Annotated in this window: 17 protein-coding genes; 8 read left to right on the top strand and 9 right to left on the bottom strand. The window is 73.3% G+C overall.

Annotated features, from left to right (window positions below; translation table 11 throughout):
* Nucleotides 1–111 precede the first annotated feature (111 nt).
* Nucleotides 112–519 (bottom strand): effector-associated constant component EACC1, encoded by a 408-nt coding sequence (locus ACZ47G_RS10130; protein WP_465740966.1) that lies wholly within the window; start codon nt 517–519, stop codon nt 112–114.
* Between the two features lie 216 nt (nt 520–735).
* Between ACZ47G_RS10130 and ACZ47G_RS10125 the strand changes: the two genes are divergently transcribed.
* Nucleotides 736–1515: a VOC family protein gene (locus tag ACZ47G_RS10125; protein WP_465740965.1), complete on the top strand. Its 780-nt coding sequence runs from the start codon at nt 736–738 to the stop codon at nt 1513–1515.
* A gap of 106 nt (nt 1516–1621) precedes the next feature.
* Nucleotides 1622–1840, top strand: coding sequence for a hypothetical protein (locus ACZ47G_RS10120; protein ID WP_465740964.1), 219 nt, complete (start codon nt 1622–1624; stop codon nt 1838–1840).
* 5 nt (nt 1841–1845) lie between these two features.
* Here the strand turns inward: ACZ47G_RS10120 and rox are convergent, their stop codons facing one another.
* Entirely contained in the window at nt 1846–3276 is a 1431-nt protein-coding gene (rox, locus tag ACZ47G_RS10115) for a rifampin monooxygenase (protein ID WP_465740963.1), read from the bottom strand.
* A gap of 411 nt (nt 3277–3687) precedes the next feature.
* On the opposite strand from rox, the gene ACZ47G_RS10110 reads away from it, so the two are divergent.
* The 3 genes from ACZ47G_RS10110 to ACZ47G_RS10100 all read left to right on the top strand — a co-directional run bounded on the left by ACZ47G_RS10110 (nt 3688) and on the right by ACZ47G_RS10100 (nt 6564).
* On the top strand, nt 3688–4884 hold the full coding sequence (locus ACZ47G_RS10110) for an MFS transporter (RefSeq protein ID WP_465740962.1): 1197 nt from the start codon (nt 3688–3690) through the stop codon (nt 4882–4884).
* A gap of 64 nt (nt 4885–4948) precedes the next feature.
* Nucleotides 4949–5779, top strand: coding sequence for an aldo/keto reductase (locus ACZ47G_RS10105; RefSeq protein WP_465740961.1), 831 nt, complete (start codon nt 4949–4951; stop codon nt 5777–5779).
* 380 nt (nt 5780–6159) lie between these two features.
* Entirely contained in the window at nt 6160–6564 is a 405-nt protein-coding gene (locus ACZ47G_RS10100; protein ID WP_465741456.1) for a nitroreductase family deazaflavin-dependent oxidoreductase, read from the top strand.
* On the opposite strand, the gene ACZ47G_RS10095 is transcribed toward ACZ47G_RS10100, so the two are convergent.
* Nucleotides 6551–7114 carry a GNAT family N-acetyltransferase gene (locus ACZ47G_RS10095; RefSeq protein ID WP_465740960.1) on the bottom strand — a complete coding sequence of 188 codons (564 nt, stop codon included), beginning with the start codon at nt 7112–7114 and terminating at the stop codon, nt 6551–6553. The genes ACZ47G_RS10100 and ACZ47G_RS10095 overlap by 14 nt on opposite strands.
* A gap of 69 nt (nt 7115–7183) precedes the next feature.
* A complete protein-coding gene (locus ACZ47G_RS10090; RefSeq protein WP_465740959.1) occupies nt 7184–8326 on the bottom strand; it encodes a hypothetical protein in 1143 nt (380 codons plus the stop codon).
* A 283-nt stretch (nt 8327–8609) separates the two neighbouring features.
* Here ACZ47G_RS10090 and ACZ47G_RS10085 point away from each other — a divergent pair, with 283 nt between their 5' ends.
* Complete coding sequence (locus ACZ47G_RS10085) at nt 8610–8822, top strand: hypothetical protein (protein ID WP_465740958.1); 213 nt, start codon at nt 8610–8612, stop codon at nt 8820–8822.
* A gap of 171 nt (nt 8823–8993) precedes the next feature.
* Here the strand turns inward: ACZ47G_RS10085 and ACZ47G_RS10080 are convergent, their stop codons facing one another.
* The 3 genes from ACZ47G_RS10080 to ACZ47G_RS10070 form a co-directional block, all read right to left on the bottom strand.
* Complete coding sequence (locus tag ACZ47G_RS10080) at nt 8994–10721, bottom strand: penicillin-binding transpeptidase domain-containing protein (protein ID WP_465740957.1); 1728 nt, start codon at nt 10719–10721, stop codon at nt 8994–8996.
* 262 nt (nt 10722–10983) lie between these two features.
* Entirely contained in the window at nt 10984–12030 is a 1047-nt protein-coding gene (locus ACZ47G_RS10075) for an alcohol dehydrogenase catalytic domain-containing protein (RefSeq protein WP_465740956.1), read from the bottom strand.
* A gap of 200 nt (nt 12031–12230) precedes the next feature.
* Nucleotides 12231–12599 carry a zinc ribbon domain-containing protein YjdM gene (locus tag ACZ47G_RS10070; protein ID WP_465740955.1) on the bottom strand — a complete coding sequence of 123 codons (369 nt, stop codon included), beginning with the start codon at nt 12597–12599 and terminating at the stop codon, nt 12231–12233.
* 333 nt (nt 12600–12932) lie between these two features.
* Here ACZ47G_RS10070 and ACZ47G_RS10065 point away from each other — a divergent pair, with 333 nt between their 5' ends.
* Nucleotides 12933–14174, top strand: a complete 1242-nt coding sequence (locus ACZ47G_RS10065; RefSeq protein ID WP_465740954.1) for a styrene monooxygenase/indole monooxygenase family protein — start codon at nt 12933–12935, stop codon at nt 14172–14174.
* Between the two features lie 135 nt (nt 14175–14309).
* On the top strand, nt 14310–14855 hold the full coding sequence (locus ACZ47G_RS10060) for a hypothetical protein (protein WP_465740953.1): 546 nt from the start codon (nt 14310–14312) through the stop codon (nt 14853–14855).
* 152 nt (nt 14856–15007) lie between these two features.
* Here the strand turns inward: ACZ47G_RS10060 and ACZ47G_RS10055 are convergent, their stop codons facing one another.
* Both ACZ47G_RS10055 and ACZ47G_RS10050 read right to left on the bottom strand, forming a co-directional pair.
* Entirely contained in the window at nt 15008–16084 is a 1077-nt protein-coding gene (locus ACZ47G_RS10055) for a hypothetical protein (RefSeq protein WP_465740952.1), read from the bottom strand.
* Nucleotides 16081–17340 carry a CHAT domain-containing protein gene (locus tag ACZ47G_RS10050; protein WP_465740951.1) on the bottom strand — a complete coding sequence of 420 codons (1260 nt, stop codon included), beginning with the start codon at nt 17338–17340 and terminating at the stop codon, nt 16081–16083. Before ACZ47G_RS10050 ends, ACZ47G_RS10055 begins: the two co-directional genes overlap by 4 nt.

Genomic DNA, 17340 nt, shown 5'->3' with positions numbered 1-17340 from the left:
ACGGAACCGGCGACGTGCCGGCCGGTCCCGATGATCAGCGCCCGGGCACCGGGGAGCCGCAGCGGTAGGCCGGGGTCGGTCAGCAGCCCGGGGTCAGTCATCAACCCGCGGTCACTCATCGCCGTCCGACGGCAGGACGGCGGCGGGACCGGGGCGGTCGGCGAGCGGCTCGCCCACCTCGCGGACGAGCGCCGCGACGCCGTCCGGGTCGAGGCCGTGCGCGGCGGTCGCCCGCAGCCCGAGCGAGCTGCCGTCCGCGCGGGTCACCCGGACCACCGTCTCTCCGGCCCGCCGCCGGATCCACGCGATCAGCGCGCTGGTCAGGCCGGACACGGCCCCGCCCGCCCCGACGGCGACGGTGAGCACGTCGGCGAGGGTGCCCGGCGAACCGGGCCGAGGCGGCTCGGCCGTCAGTTCGACGCGGCCGCGCAGCCCGTCCTCCGCCCGGAGCCAGGCCAGCAGGGAGGCGGTGGCGCCCCGGTCGGCGTCGGTCACCTGGATACGGAGCAGGTCGTCCACGGCCCCCTCGGGAGCCGAGCGGTGCACGCTGGTTGACCTAGCGTCACAATGATGAGCGTCCGCGGTCAAACCCCGTGGTCGGAGGCCCCCGTGGGGCGGCCCGACGGCTCCGTTGAGCCGGACGGGTGAGGCCTGGCGGTCGGCGTGTCGGGTGGCGGATCCCTGGGCGGGACGGGAGGGTGACTGGCGGGGGACCGCACGAGCGAAAGAGCGACCATGCCCGAAGTCACCACCCCGTACGTGACCGGCACCCCGTGCTGGGTCGATCTGATGGCGAAGGACCAGCAGGCCGCGCTGGACTTCTACCGCGACCTGTTCGGCTGGCAGGGACAGCCCGGCCCGGCCGAGTTCGGCGGCTACGCCGTCTGCCAGCTCGACGGCAAGGCCACGGCCGGCATCGGCCCGGCGATGGCCCCGGAGGGGATGCCGGAGCCGCCCACCGTGTGGACCAGCTACCTGGCCAGCACCGACGCCCAGGCCACCCAGGACGCCGTCGTCGCGGCGGGCGGCACCCTGCTCGTGCCGGTGATGGACGTCGGCAGCCTCGGCCGGATGCTGATCGCCGCGGACCCGCAGGGCGCGGTCTTCGGCGTCTGGCAGGCGGTGGACTTCTCCGGGGCCCAGGTGGTCAACGAGCCCGCCGCGCTGACCTGGAACGAGCTGCACACCAGCGACATCAAGGGCGCCACCGCCTTCTACGGCGAGGCCTTCGGCATCGAGGTCGAGCGGGTGGAGGGTGACATCGAGTACTGGGAGCTGAAGATCGGCGGCCGCCCGGTCGGCGGGGCGACGCTGCTCAGCAACGACCCGCCCGGCACCCCCGCGCACTGGCTCACCTACTTCGCGGTCGACGACGCGGACTCCTCCGTCGACGTCGTGATCCGCAGCGGCGGCACCGTCCTCGCCCCGCCCTTCGACATGATGGCCGGCCGGATGGCGGTGGTCGCCGACCCGCAGGGCGCCCCGTTCGCGATGATCCAGGTCGCCTCGGCGTAGAGCCCGGCGACCCCGGCACCAGCCGCCGAACGCCCCGCCCGCCCGGACCTCCCGGGCGGGCGGGGCACGTCGGCGCCCAGACCCAGGAAGGACGGGTGGTCAGGCCGTGGCCGGACGCCACCGACGCCCCCGGGAACCGGAGTTCCCCGACGACGCCGACCGCAGGCTCCGGGCCATCGCCGACCAGCGGCCGCTGGTCGAGGAGGGCGTCGTGCTGCTCCCCGGCTCGGACCATCCGTACCTGTACCGCACCGTGTACCAGCCGGACGGTACGGTGCAGCACAGCCTGTTGCGGATCGACTCGGGCCCGCCGCAGGGGAGTTGAGCGGCTCAGGCCGTGGCGGGGCCGAACCACCGGGCGAGCGCGTCGTCCAGGGTCGCCTGGTCCTCGCCGACCCAGGCGGCGTAGCCGTCGGGCCGCAGCAGTACCGCCGGGGCGTCCAACTCCTCGACGGGGTCGGTGACATGGTCGACGCGGTCGGCCCAGCCCGCCACCGAGAGGCCGCCGCCGGTGGAGTCGAGCAGCAACGTCCGGCCGCCGCGCATCAGTTCGTACAGGCGTCCCTGCTTCAGTCGGACGTCCCGCAACCGGCGGCCGAGCAACTCGGGGCCCTCGCCCAGGTCGTAGCGGACCCCGACCCCGAAGACCATCTCCGTGACGTACCGGTTCACCTCCTCGAAGTCCATCAGGGTGGAGAGCAGCTCCCGCAGCGCGACCGCGCCGGGCTCGGAGCCCAGCAGCGTCATCTGGGCCCGGGTGTTGGCCAGTACCTGCGCGCCGACCGGGTGGCGTTCGGCGTGGTAGCTGTCCAACAGGCCCTCGGGGGCCCGGCCTTGAACGGCGGCGGCGAGCTTCCAGCCGAGGTTGTAGGCGTCCTGGATGCCGATGTTGAGGCCCTGGCCCCCGGTGGGCGGATGGATGTGCGCCGCGTCGCCGGCCAGGAACGCCCGGCCGGCCCGGTAGCGCTCGGCCTGCCGGGTGGCGTCGCCGAAGCGGGACAGCCAGCTGGGCGAGTGGGCGCCGAAGTCGGTACCGGCCGTGGCGCGCAGCTGCTGCCGGAACTCCTCCAGGGTGGGCGCGTCGCCGCGCTCCTCGCGGACGTCCGCGGCGGGCACGACCATGCGGTAGACCCCCTCGCCGCGGGGGACGGCCCCGAATCGCAGCTCGCCCCGGCGGACCTCGGTGACCACGGCCTCGATCACCTCCGGCTCCTCGTCCAGTGACAGTTCGCCGAGCAGGGTGTCGACCCGGGAGGGCTCCCCGGGGAAGGCGATGCCGAGCTGCCGGCGCACCGTGCTCCGACCGCCGTCGCAGCCCACCAGGTAGCGCGAGCGCAGTCGGCAGCCGTCGGCCAGCTCGACGCTCACCCCGTCCTCGTCCTGGTCGAGTCCGGTCACCTCCCGGCCGCGCCGGATCTCGGCGCCGAGTTCCAGCGCGTACTCCTGGAGCAGCCGCTCGGTGACCGGCTGCTCGATGCTCAGGCCGTAGTCGTGGGCGGTGTCCATGGTCTCCGGCCACGGCTTGTGGATGTGGCCGAAGAAGCCGCCGATCCGGAACCTGCCGCCCACTTCGAGGAACCGCTCCAGCAGTCCCCGCTGGTCCATCATCTCGACGCTGCGCACGTGCAGGCCCTGGCCGCGGGACTCCCGGGTCGGCTCGGTCAGCCGCTCCAGGACCACCACCTCCACGCCCTGGAGCCGCAGTTCGATCGCCAGCATCAGGCCGGTCGGCCCGCCGCCGACCACGATCACATCGATCATCGGAACATCCCCCGGTGGGTGTCGAACGAGAGTGTCGGACGAGGCCGCTACATCGGACACCGGCGCGCGTACGGTGCGAACCGCGCAAATCGCCAGGTTCCGGCCTCGGGCGACGATTGTGCGCCCTGAGGGGGGCCTTGCCGCAAGGCCCCCCGTGCGCGGTACCTTGGCAGTGGCGAGGAGTCCCCGGACTCCTCGCTTTTTGCTGTCCGTGGCGGGTCCTGTGCTGCCGGGATGAACATCGACGATCTTGAGCGGCGGCAGTGGCAGTGGCGCGGTGCGGTGCGGTGCGGGCACTTGCGCGGGCGCGGGTCTCTGGCGGCTGCAAACGTTGCGTTTGCAAGTATGGAGCGACTGCAACTATTGTGGAGGCCTGTAAGGCGCTGAAGTCATCGTATGAAGGGTCGCGCCATGCCTCTCGCACTCCTCGCCCTGGCCATCGGGGCCTTCGGGATCGGGACCACCGAGTTCGTGATCATGGGTCTGCTGCCCCAGATCGCGGGCGACTACGGTGTGTCCGTCCCCACCGCCGGCCTGCTGGTCACCGGCTACGCGCTCGGCGTGGTCATCGGCGCCCCGCTGATGACCGTGCTGGGCACCAGGATCAGCCGCAAGACGATGCTCATGCTGCTGATGGGCCTGTTCGTGGTCGGCAACCTGCTCTCCGCCGTCGCGCCGAGCCTCCCGCTGATGCTCGTCGGGCGGATCGTGACCTCACTGGCCCACGGCGCGTTCTTCGGCATCGGCTCGGTGGTGGCCGCCGAACTCGTCGCCCCGGACAAGAAGGCCGGTGCCATCGCCACCATGTTCACCGGGCTGACCGTCGCCAACATCGTCGGCGTCCCGCTGGGCACCTACATCGGCCAGGCCGTCGGCTGGCGCACCACGTTCGTCGGCGTCGCGGCACTGGGCCTGCTCGGCCTGCTCGGCATAGCCAAGCTCGTCCCGGCCCTGCCCCGCCCCGAAGGCACCCACCTGCGCGGCGAATTGACGGCGTTCCGCAACCCCCAGGTGCTGCTGGCGATGGCGATGACCGTCCTGGGCTTCGGCGGGGTCTTCGCCGCGATCACCTACATCGCCCCGATGATGACCCACGTCGCCGGCTACTCCGACGGCGCCGTCACCTGGCTGCTGGTCCTGTTCGGCGTCGGGATGTTCCTCGGCAATCTGCTCGGCGGGAAGTTCGCCGACCGCAAGCTGATGCCGCTGCTGTACGGGACGCTGGGTGGCCTGGCGGTGGTGCTGACCCTGTTCACCCTCACCGCGCACAACAAGATCGCCGCCGCTGTGACGATCCTGCTGGTCGGCGCCCTCGGCTTCGCCACCGTCCCCCCGCTGCAGAAGCGCGTCCTCGACCAGGCCCACGGCGCCCCCACCCTCGCCTCGGCCGTCAACATCGGCGCGTTCAACCTCGGCAACGCCCTCGCGGCCTGGCTCGGCGGCCTGGTCATCTCCGCCGGCCTCGGCTACACCGCCCCCAACTGGGTCGGCGCCCTGCTCGCGGCGGCGGCGCTGGTCCTGGCCGTCTGGTCCGCCGCCCTGGAGCGCCGCGACCACCGCCCGGCCGTGGACGCGGTCCCCGCGCCGCCGATCCCCGTCCACCACTGAGCGGCCGTCAACCGCCGCTCCGCTCCGCCCCCGTCCAACGCACCTCCTGAGAACCGGAATCACCATGAGCACCCGCAACGTCCCGACCGTCCGGCTGAACAACGGCGTCGAGATCCCCCAACTCGGCTTCGGCGTCTTCCAGATCCCCGACGACGAGACCGCCGCCGCCGTCACCTCCGCCCTCGAAACCGGGTACCGCAGCATCGACACCGCCGCCGTCTACGGCAACGAGACCGGCGTCGGCCGCGCCCTGGCCGCCTCCGGCCTGGCCCGGCAGGACCTCTTCGTCACGACCAAGGTGTGGAACGCCGACCAGGGCTACGACGCCACCCTGCGCGCCTTCGACGCCAGCCTCGCCAAGCTCGGGCTCGACCACGTCGACCTCTACCTGATCCACTGGCCCACCCCGGCCCGCGACCTCTACCCCGACACCTGGCGCGCCATCGAGCGGCTCGCCGCCGAGGGCCGGATCCGCGCCGCCGGCGTCTCCAACTTCCAGCCCGCGCACCTGAAGCGGCTGCTCGACACCACCGACCTCGTCCCCGCCGTCAACCAGATCGAACTCCACCCCGGCCTCCAGCAGGGCGAACTGCGCGCCTTCCACGCCGCCCACGGCATCGCCACCGAGGCCTGGAGCCCGCTCGCCCAGGGCGCCGTCCTCGACGACCCGGCCGTCACCGCCATCGCCGGGCGCACCGGCAAGTCCCCCGCCCAGGTGGTCCTGCGCTGGCACCTCCAGCTGGGCAACATCGTCATCCCCAAGTCCGTCACCCCGGCCCGGATCCGCGAGAACCTCGACGTCCTCGACTTCGAGCTCACCGCGCAGGACATGGCCGCCATCGCCGCCGGCGACCGCGGTCTGCGCACCGGCCCGGACCCGGACCAGTTCAACTGACCCACCCTGGCTCCCGAGGCCCAGCCCCCGAGGCCCGGCTCCCGGGCCCCGGCTCCTGGGCCCCGGCTCTTTGGCCCGTCGACGGCGCATGGCGCGGTCGGCGGGCCCGGTGAGCTCGTGGGCCACGGTGTGCGGGGGCAGGACGGGCGCGAAGGCGGCCGCGATGGTGGTGAGCTGGTCGGCCAGGGCGCCCCGGGGGGCGGGGCCGGCCGGGGTGGGGCGCAGGGGGGCGTGGGCGACTACCCCGAGCAGGGCGAGCGCTGTCGAGACAGTCATGAAATGGAAGCAAGGGAGTCCGATGTCCCAGTCCGGCCAGCCGTCCATCCTCTCCACCCGCCTGGTGGCCCCCCACCACCCGCCTCGGGGTCGCCGGCGGCAAGCTGCTCAACCGCACGGTCGCCGCCCTCACCAAGGCCGGCGTCAGCCTCTGGGGCTCCCGGGTCCTCGCCGTCCGCGGCCGCAAGAGCGGCGAATGGCGCACCACCCCCGTCAACCTGCTCACCCACGAGGGCGCGACGTACCTGGTCGCTCCGCGCGGCCACACCCAGTGGGTGCGCAACCTCAGGGTCGCCGGCACCGGCGAACTCCGGGTCGGTCGGCGGACCGAGACCTTCCGGGCCGCCGAACTCCCCGACGCCGAAAAGCCCGAGGTGCTCCGGGCCCACCTGCGGCGCTGGAAGTGGGAGGTCGGCTACTTCTTCGAGGGCATCGACGCCGACGCGCCGACCGGGGAACCGCTGCGGATCGCCCCCGGGTTCCCGGTCTTCCGGATCACCTTCGGCTGAGCGGGCCCCGGAGCACCAGTCGGTCGTCGGTCGTCGGTACGAGGTAGCGGAGCTTGCCGCCGTCCGCCGCGACGAGACGGCCGCCGTTGACCTCGATCACCCGCCGGGACGCGGTGTTCGACTCGTCGCAGGTCAGCAGTGCCCCGGTGATGCCCAGCGCGGCGGCCACCGGCAGCGCGGCGGCGAGCATCGCCGTCGCATGCCCCCGCTGCCGGGCGCCGGGCCGCACGTCGTAACCGATGTGCCCGCCGACCCGCTCCAGGCTCGGCGTCAGCCGGTGCCGGATCGCCAGCCGGCCCAGCAACTCGCCCTGGTCGGCCCACCACAGCGTCCTCATCGGCACGCCCGCGTCCGTTCGCATCCCCGCCTCCGTACGCTCGGCGAGGACGCGCGCGACGTAGCCGGCGAACGCGTCGGGATCGGTCAGGGCAGCCGGCTCGACGTCGGAGACGAACCACGGGACGGTACCGCCGGGCTCGGCGCGGAACTCGGCCACCGCCGCCAGGAACGAACTCCGCATCCGTACGGTCGGGTTGATCAGTTCGGGCATCGCGCCATGATGCCCGACGGCCACACCGCCGTCACGGCGTTCCCGCCGGGGCCGGTCGGTCCGGGCTGATCATCGGTCGGCCTGGTCGGATTCGGTGCCGGTCATCCAGTGGGTGAAGGCCCGGAGTGGCAGGTGCGACGCGTGCGTTGCCGCGAACCAGTGCACCCAGTCGTCGCCCGTGGCGAGGGCGTCGAGGGTGGTCCGGTACCAATCCTCGCGGTCGAGGAGGGCGAGGTGGGCGGCGAGGAGGGTTTGGTGCTGGGCCTCGGTGCAGCCGGAGTCCTCGGCGGGTCGCGTGGTGAGGTGCAGGGCGACGGTGGCGAGGGTGTAGAGGCGACGGAGGGTCGGGGGCCGGTCGGCGATGTGGTGGGCGTGGGCCCGTAGGACGGCCGCGGAGTGGGCGTAGTGGCGCAGGGTGATGCCCATGCCGGCGGAGTGGGTCAGTACGGCCAGCAACCTGCCGGTGTGGTCGAGCAGTTCGGGGTCGGTGGCGAAGCGTCGGACCTCCTCGTGGAGGCTGGCGGTGACGGCGACCCGGCCCGCGAAGTAGCCGTTGAGGAAGTGCCCGTCGACCGCCCTGCGCAGCAACCACGGGCGGGCGTCGCGGTGGTCGAGCCGGCAGAGTGCCTCTACCAGGTAGACCCGGCCCCAGCCGGCCGCCCGGTCCGCCAGCCAGAGCAGGGACTGCGCGCTGGGGTCGATGCGTTCGAGGGCGTGTGCCGCGAGCGGGCCGAAGTGGTTGGACAGCAGCCCGATCGTGCGGATGAGGGGCAGGTCGTCCGCCGTGCCCACCGAGGCGAGGAGGGCGAGACCGACCGTGACGGCGCACTGGTCCTCGCTGTGGCGGACCAGCCACCGGCCGGTGTGCCGGACACGGGCGGCGTCCTGACGGAGGGCCGCGGCGGCGATGGCCTCATCGGGGTGGATCCGGACGAAGACCTCGTGGAATGCCCAGGCCAACGCCTCGGGTGGGGCGGTGGGCCGGGCGAAGTGCTCGTCCAGGATGCGGGCGACGTCGGTGCCCAGGGCGTGTGGGTCCTGGGGCCGTTTTGGCCTGGACGGGCCCGTGTGCAGTGCGTCGTCCGGGTACGGCGAACCGTCGCGGGGGAGCGGGCCGTCCGGCGTCGCGCGGTGGAGTCGTAGGGCGTGGTCGTACAGGGCGTACCGGCCGGTGCGGTGGTCGGGCGACGGGTGCCCGTGCGCGGCGCTCACCAGCGGGTGGCCGGCTCGATTCTCTTGATCATGGTTCAGATGCTGGCAGTTGCCGCACGGATCGCGCAACTGGTTTTCGGTGACCGCACGTTCACCCCGCCTGGTTCGGCTGACCCGTGGGGATGACGATCGGCACGGCGGCAGCACAGTGGCGCTCAGCGCCCTGAAGCGAGGGCGGTGAGCGGAGGTGTAATTCGCGGATGGTCATGAACAGGGCGGTCAGGACGGCGTGGTGGGAGGGTCTGCCGGCCGGGATCCGGGAGCAGGTCGACGGGAGCGGTCGATGGGCACCGGCACCCACCGCGCGGCCGAGCGGTACCTCGGGGGCGAGGCGAAGGCTGCTGACCGAAGCGGCCGCCACCTGGTGGCGGTGGTCGCCGAGCGCGCCGGCCGGGCGCTGGTCGAACACCTGTCGGCACCCTTCCACTTCGCCGGCCCGGACCGGCCGGACGACGAGCCGCCGCGCCGGCAGCGGCCGGTGGGAGGGGAAACCTGAGCCGGGAGACCGGCCCCGGTGGGCACCCGGACGAGGTGGCGACCGAGGACGGAAGCCTGGATGGCTGTGAGGGCACCCGGGCGCGGTCCCGGTCGGCCCGGCCCCGGAGGGCGGGCCGACCAACTGGGTCTCACCCCCGAGCGGGTCGAACCGCGGTGGGCGCGGGCGCGGTCAGCCCCGGCCGCCCGCCTTCAGCACCTGGGCGGCCGCCACGCCCGCCGCGCTGTTGCCGTGGCCGCCGCCCTCGACCTCGGCCGCGACGGCCAGGTCGTTGCGGTAGGCGATGAACCAGCTGTTGGTGGCCTGGTCGGAGCCGGCCTCGACGGTGCCGGTCTTGGCGCCGATCTGGCCGCTCAGTCCGGCCATCGGGGTGCGGGCGGTGCCCTGGGTGGCGGTCCGGGCCATCATCGAGCGCAGGCCCTGGGCGACCTCGGCGGGCAGTTTTCCGGCGGCCGTCACGCGCTTGACGTCCGTGCGCAGGACGGGCTGACGGAACGTTCCGCTCTGTACGGTGGCGGCGACCGAGGCCATCAGCAGCGAGTTCACCTGGATCTGGCCCTGGCCGATGTACGCGGCCGCCGCCTCGTCCTTGTTCCCCGGGAGGGGGATGGTGGCGTCCCGGCTGGGGATGCCGATCCGCCACTGCAGGCCCAGACCGAACTGGTCGCGGGCGACCGTGCCCAGGGTGCCGGGCTGGAGCTTCTCCAGGCCCTTGTCGATGAAGCCGGTGTTGCAGGAGTGGATGAAGTCGTCGCCGAGCGTGTAGTCGAGGTGGTTGCCGGGCTCGTCGTTGTGCCAGCTCCTGGGGGAGTTGGTGGTCTCCTTGCAGGGCGCGGCGGTGTCCGGGGTCATCCCGGACTCCAGCAGTGCCGCCGCCGTGATCACCTTCATGGTCGAACCGGGCGGCTGCCCGCCACCGACCGCGCGGTTGAAGTCGCGCTGCGGGGCGTAGGCCATCGCGAGGATGTTGCCGGTGCTCGGCTGGACCGCCACCAGCGAGGCGGGCTTGCCGTTCGCGGACTGCTGCTTCACCGCCTCCTCGGCGACCTGCTGGAGGTCGGCGTCGATGGTGAGCTTGACCTGCGGTGCGCTCGGCGGGGTGAGCACGAACAGCTCCTCCGGGTCCCGGCCCCCGCCGGTGAGCACCACGGCCTGCCCGGTGACGACCTCGGCACCGTCGGGCGGGGCGATCTGCGGCAGCACGGAGCGCAGCGAGGGGTAGGCGTCCAGCGGCCGGCCCGTGCGGTCGGTGGGCTTCGACACCGGGTTGGGCATGGCCTTCACGGTGAGGGTGCGGCCCGCGGCGAGCTTGGGGTGGACCACGGTCGGTGCCCAGCGCACCAGCACGCGGCCGTCCGAGGCCCGTACGACGCCCAGCGCGCTCTCGTACTCCCAGGCCTCGGTGGTGCCGTCGAACTCCGCCCGCACCCGGTAGCCGACGGTGGGCTCGCTCGCCGTCCCGGTGGCTGCGGGGCCGGTGCCGGTCAGGGTGAGGGAGCGGGCCGACACGCCGTCGTGGAACGAGGTCAGCGCCATCCGGGCGGCCTCCGGACGGTCGGTGAGGCCGGCGGCGACGGTGAGGTCCCCGCGGCCCCAGGCCGCCAGGAAGTCCTTGGCGACCGCGTCGGCCTGTTCGGTGGTCGGCGGCGTCCTCGACTCCTTCGCGGCCGTCGGGTCGGCGCTGCTCCCGACGGCGGAAGGGCCGCCGGACACCGCGTTCATCATGGTGTAGGCGCCGTACCCGGCGACGACCACCAGCGCGGTGAACACCCCGCCGACGGCCACCAGCCACACCCGGCGGGACCGCGGGCGGGCCGGGTCCTCCTGGTGGCCGGCGTGCACGAGGTGGTCGTACTCGTCGTACTGCTCCGTGGCGTGCTCTTCGTGCTCTTCGCGCATGGCGCTGCGCCCCCCTGGGTGCTCCGGTGTCTTCGCGCCCGCCCCCGAGCCGGTGAGCGCGGCCGGTGAGGGCGGCCGCCCGGAGGGTCGTTCGGGCCCGACCAGCCTAAGCGTCGCCGATCGGCCGCCGGACGGCGGGGTCTTTGCCAACGCTTGACCCGCGATCGAAGGCGACGGCTCGGACGGAGCGGGCAAAACGGAACGGACCGGGAAGGGACCGGGAGGGGAACGGGAACGGGAACGAGAACGGGAGCGGAATGGCTCAGCGGCCGGTGGTGACGACCATCCGGAAGCGGGCCCGTCCGCTGCTCATCTTCGCGACGGCCGCCGCGCTCTCCTCCAGCGGAAGCTCCTCGATCCAGGCGCGCACGCCGGTCCGGGCGGCGAACCGCAGGGTGTCCTCGGTGTCGAGCGCGGAGCCGGAGGAGTGGCCGTGGACGGTACGGTCGCGGGCGATCAACTGGAGCGGGTTGATGGCGAGTTGATCGACGGAGGCGCCGACGACGATGAGTTCGCCGCGGCGGCCCAGGCCGTCCACGGTGGCGGACATCGCATCGGAGTTGGTGACGGTGGCCAGGACGACCTTGGCGCCGCCGAGCGCCTGCAGGGCCTCCGCGACGTCGCCGGCGGTGCTGTCGATGTAGTGGTCCGCACCCAGCTGGTACGCCAGCGGCTCCTTCTCCGCACCACGGGCGATCGCGACGGTGCGGAAACCCATCGCACGGGCGAACTGGACCCCCAGATGGCCGAGCCCGCCGAGGCCGAGGATCGCCACGGTGTCGCCCGGGCGGGCCGAGGAGCGGCGCAGGCCGTTGAACACCGTGATCCCGGCGCAGGCCAGCGGCGCGGCCTCGGCAGCGGTGAGCTCGTCGGGAACGGCCGCGAGCGCGTCGGCGGGCACGATCACGGAGTCGGCGTAGCCGCCGGGGTAGGCGGCGCCGGGCACCTTCAGCTGGGGGCAGAGGACGGCGTCGCCGTGGCGGCAGGCCTCGCAGCGCCCGCAGCTGCCGCCGAACCAGCCCACCGCGACCCGGTCGCCGACCTTCCAGTCCTGGACACCCTCGCCGAGGGCGTCGATCCGGCCCGCGATCTCGTGACCGGGAGTGACCGGGAAAGTCGTGCCGGGCAGCATGCCGCCGGCGATCAGCAGGTCGGAGTGGCAGACGCCGCACGCCTCGACGGCGATGCGGACCGTGCCGGGGCCGGGCTCGCGCAGCGGGACCTCGACCAGCTTCGGCTCCCCTCCGGGAGCGGCGACCTGAACGGCGCGCACGAGGCCGTCGGCGGGGGTGGGGGTGGTGGCAGCCATGGGGATCCTTCGTCACGGGGGACCGGCGCGGGGCACGCCCGCACACGCTGACCACATCAGCTTGCGGGGTCCGGCGTGGGTTGGCCACGCGCTGCCGGTCGGGTGCGGCCCCGCCGGGCCGGCCGGCCGTGACGGCGACGGCCCGGACGAGCGCGGTGCTCATCCGGGCCGCCGCCGCCGCAGTCTGCGGTCTGCGGGCCTCAGGCCTTCTTCACCACGCTGGACTTGAGCTGCATCGCGCCGAAGCCCTCGATCCGGCAGTCGATGTCGTGGCCGTCCACGCCGTCGACCAGGCGGATGTTGCGGACCTTGGTGCCCGCCTTGATGCCCGAGACGCTGCCCTTGACCTTGAGGGCCTTGACCACGGTGACGGTGTCGCCGTCGCTCAGCACATTGCCGACCGAGTCCCGGATGACCCGCTCACCCGCGCCCGCGCCCTCGGCACCGGCCCCGGCGCCGCCCTCGGCGGGCACCCACTCGTGGCCGCACTCCGGGCAGACCATCAGGGCGTTCATCTCGTAGGTGTACTCGCTGGAGCACGAGGGGCACGGCGGAAGGGTGTCGCTCATGGTCTCTGACTGTCCTGTTCTGTCCGGGCGGCACGGGGGTCGGCGGCACGCCAGCCTGTATGAACTTGAAGAACTTTTCAAATCGACATCCGATCGCGCCGGGATCCGCCCGGGATCCGCCCGGGATCCGCCCGGGATCCGCGCCGGGATCCGCGCCGGGATCGGCCCCGGAACCCGCCGGGATCCGCCCGGGCGCAGCACGGCTCCGTCCCGGCGCGCGCGAGCCCCCGTCCGCGCCGTGGACGCGCGCGCTCCGGACTGATATCCAGGCCACTGGCAACCGGCCCGGAGCGGGCGGCCCGGGTCGAACGGACCACCAGGAGAGCAGGGGCGATGCGCAGGATTCTGATCGTCGGTGCCGGGCAGGCCGGCCTCCAACTGGCCCTCGGGCTGCAGTCCCACGGCTACGACGTCACGCTGCTGACGGACCGTGACGCCCAGGAGGTGCGGGACGGGCGGGTGCTGTCCAGCCAGTGCATGTTCGACTCCGCGCTGCGCACCGAACGCGCCCTCGGACTGGACCTGTGGGCCGAACGGGCGCCGCGGATCGAGGGTTTGGGAGTCTCGGTCGGCACGCCGGACGGGACCAGGGTGATCGACTGGGTCGGGCGGCTGAAGGCCTACGCCCAGTCCGTCGACCAGCGGCTGAAGATGTCCACCTGGCTGGAGACCTTCGCCGGGCGCGGCGGTCGGGTGGAGCTGCGGCAGGTGAGCGCCGCCGACCTCGAACACCTCGCCGGCTCCTACGACTTGGTGCTGGTAGCCTCCGGCAAGGGCAAGCTGGCCTCGCTGTTCGAGCGCGACGAGGAGCGCTCCCCGTACCAGCGGCCGCAGCGGGCGCTGGCCGCGAGCTATGTGTACGGGCTCGGTCCGCGCCCCGAGCACGACTTCCCGGCGGTGCGCTGCAACCTAGTGCCCGGTGTCGGCGAGTTCTTCACCATGCCGGCGCTGACCGCCGACGGGCCGTGCGACATCCTGCTCTGGGAGGCCCTCCCGGGCGGCCCGGCCGACGCCTTCGACGGGCTCCGCGACCCGGCCGAACACCTGCGGGTGATGCTGGAGTTGATGAGGACGTTCACGCCTTGGGAGTACGACCGCACCCGGGCCGGCGTCGAACTCACCGACGCCGGGGGCGTCCTGGCCGGGCGCTTCACCCCGGTGGTGCGCCGTCCGGTCGGTGAACTGCCGGGCGGCGGCTCCGTGCTGGGCGTCGCCGACGTCGTCGTCACCAATGACCCGGTCACCGGGCAGGGTGCCAACAACGCCGCCAAGTGCGCCGCCCGCTACCTGGAGGCGATCCTCGCGCACGGCGACAAGCCCTTCGACCGGGACTTCCAACAGGCCGCCTTCGACCGCTTCTGGACCGACGTCGCCCGGTCCGTCACCACCTGGACGAACGCGATGCTCCGGCCGGCGCCCCCGCACGCGGTGGAGCTGTTCGGTGCGGCCGGTCGACTGGCGGCCGTGGCCGACCGGTTCGCCAACTCCTTCGACGATCCGGCCGACGTCGAGGAGTGGCTCCTCGACCCCGAGAAGGCCGCCGACTACCTCGCGTCGCTCACGCGACGGAGTTGAGCGTCGGACACGTCACGGTGAGGTCAAGGTCTCACCAAGTCCAGGGTGGGAACGCCCTGATCATGGTGGGTTCGTGTCGACCCCGGTCAGCCGGGGGACATCGAGGTGCCGAATGCGAACAACAGGAGACACGTGGTGGCGGTCGACGGCAGCAACATGGCGCACGCCGTGATAGATACGGCGGTGAAGGAGCGCACGCGCCTGCAGACCGGCCGCAGCCGGGCGACGGCGCTGGTGTTCCTGGTCCTCCTGGCGGGCCTCGGCCTCTTCCTGGCACTGGTCGTCGGCAAGTCCGACCCGACCAGCCCCCCGGACTGCGACGGCAAGACCATGACCCGGTCCGACGAGTGCCGGATCTGGTCCAACCACGGTGGCGGAGGCACCTTCGGCTACGACGAGATGATCGACCGCCGGGAGTCCGGCAAGGGCGTGTGGCAGGCGGTCGGCTTCGGCGGCACCGGCCTGGCCGTGCTGCTGATGGGCGTGTCGATCACCAAGCTCAACCCGCAGCGGCCCTGGGGCAAGCCGGTCCAGGCCGTCTGCCCGCGCTGCCACCAGCCCACCCTGCGGGAGAAGTTGACGGTACACACCATCTCGCGGGGGCGGACCAACTACCGCTACAGCGGCATCGTCACGCTCTGCACACCGGTGTGCGGCTTCACGGCCGTCCGCCAGCGCTGACACCGGCGGTCTGAACGGCCCGGGCCGGGGTCGGCCCGGGCCGGGATGTTGCGGCACACGTGGCCAAGGTGGAGCGCAGCCACGGGTTCACCCGGGCGGAGACCCCGTAGCGGCCCCGACCCCGTAGCGGACCCGAGCCCGTGGCACTCGGCTCAGCGGGAGTGGGCGGCCAGGCTGAGGAGCAGGTGCGCGGACTCCGGGTGCTGGAAGTCGGAGTGGGCGCCGGAGGGGTTCAGCCGGGTGGCGAGGCCGCCCCGGTAGACGTGGCCGGCGTCGATGTTGACGATCGGGTGGTCGAGTTCGGCGTGCGGGTACGGCGAGTCGGCCGGGCGGAGCCGGGTGCTGAACTGGGCCACCGGGGCGGAGCCGGTGCCGGAGTGGCCGATGCCCGGGAGGCCCTCGGCGCGCAGGTGCCAGAAGCCGGTGGCGCGGTCCCAGCGGGAGTGGGTGAGCACCAGCGGGCCGCGCAGCGGGGCGCCGGCCCGGCCCGGCCCGAGGAACAGCCGGGGGAAGAGCCGGGTGAAGGCGTCGCGAGGTGCGGCCATCTGGAAGACCAGGGCGCTGTCGACGGTGAACGGGCGGCTCGGGTCGCCGGGCCGGGACGACCAGCCCAGCACCGGCGGACCGGCCGGGCGGTCCGCCGCGTACTGGACGGCCTCGCAGAGGAACCGGCCGCCGAAGGAGTGCCCGAGCAGGTGGAGGTATTGGCCGTGGCGGTTGGCCAGGACGCGCGGGGCGTCCGGGCGGCCCCGGCCGGAGTCCAGGTAGCCGAGCAGATGGCCGAGGATGCGCCCGGCCTGGCCGCGCGCGCTCATCGCGTGCGCCCGGTCCCGGATGCGCCGGTAGCCGGACAGGGACGGCAGGCTGGAGGAGGGCCAGCGCACCACCACGCACCAGGGCCGGAACCCGGCGGCGAGCCCCGGGTAGGCGTCCGGGGCGGCGCGGTGCAGGGTGGCGGCCCGGTCGATCAGGGCGGCGGCCGTCCGGTGGGCGGCGTCGGGGCCGGTCTGCCAGCCGTGGACGTAGACGAACAGGTCGGTCGCCCACTCGGGGATCCGCAGGTGCCGGGCCAGGTGCTCGGCGACCCGGGCCTCGGGGACGGGCGTCGCCGTCCCGGGCACGAGCAGCCGACCGCTCTCGTCCAGGTCCACCGCAGCGGGCCGTACAGCGGGCCGTACAGCGGGTCGTACGGCGGTCGGTCCGGTGGTCGGTGCGGCGGTGGTGGTCACGGGTTGAGCTCCAGGATGCTGTCGATGCCGCAGTGCAGGGAGTAGGCCAGTGCCAGCGGATTGCGATACTCGCGGGCGAACCAGCGCACCAGCTGCTGGGTGATCTCGCCCGCCGTGAACTCGCCGGTCAGATAGTGGTCGAGGAAGGCGAAGGCGTACTCGGCGGCGAACTCCTGCGGGATCTGCAGCTGCGGACCGAGTACGCCGTCCGCGCCGAGGTCGACCAACGCCCGCCCCAGATGGTCGAGTTCGCCGGCTGCCGACTGCCCGGTGTGGCAGGCGTTCAGGAGCACGAACGGCCGGAAGACGGCGTCCGGCCGGTCCAGGTGGCGGCGGCGGTGCCGGCGGACCAGCTCGGCGTCGATGTGCCGGTCGTCGGAGAGCCGGACGGCCAGCTGCTCGTACGGGGAGTCGTTGGCGACGAACTGGCCGTGGCACCAGAAGTACATGACGTCCTCGTCCAGCACGGCCGTGGACAGCGCCTCCAGGAGGAGGTCGGACTCGGTCCGAACGGTCAGCTGGGAGCGGTCCTCCAGCAGCTTGCGGACCTCGGGCGCCCGGCCGATGCCGGTCAGCTGGTCGTCGGTGTTGAGGCTGGTGACGGGCTTGGCGCGGGCCGAGTTGGGCGGCTGGATCGGCGGGTAGGCGGCGCCGGTCTGCTCGATCTGGTGCCGGTGGCCGAGAAAGTCCGCCCACGGGTCCGGCTGGTCGCCGTCCACGGCGAGCATCGGCCAGGGGAGGTGGAGGTCGGAGTCGAAGCTGATCCGCAGCGAGCCGTGCTCGGTGAGGGTGCGGCTCAGGTACTCCCGGAAGCGCACCAGGCTGCGGTCGGCCCCGTCGAACATCGTCTCCAGGAAGTACCGCCCCTCCTCGGCGAGTTCGGCCACCTTGCGCTCGGCCACGGCGGCGTACGGGGAGAAGTCGACGGCGGTCGCGAACGGGTAGGGGTGCAGCGGGTCGGGGTCGTAGCCGATCAGCCGGTCCCGCCAGATGCCTCGCAGCCGGGCGGCATTGGCGAGGAGAACGGTTGCGGGGACGGCCAGTTGCGCCCGGTGCATACGGGTGCTGGGAGCACGCTCGCCCGGGCGGAAGGCGCTGATGTGCAGTTCGTCGCCGTGGCGGCGGAGCGAGACCACCAGATCGAGGGGTGCCGGGCCCTTGGGTGGCATCCCGTTGGCGGGGCCCGCTTGTTGGGGCAGCCGGGTGTAGTCGGCGGAGGGATTCTGCCGGACGACGACTTGGAGGTCCCGGGGCAC

Source organism: Kitasatospora sp. NPDC030952, assembly GCF_055571335.1.
The sequence above is the reverse complement of the archived record's forward strand: the minus strand, read 5'-3'. Positions and strand labels throughout refer to the sequence as shown.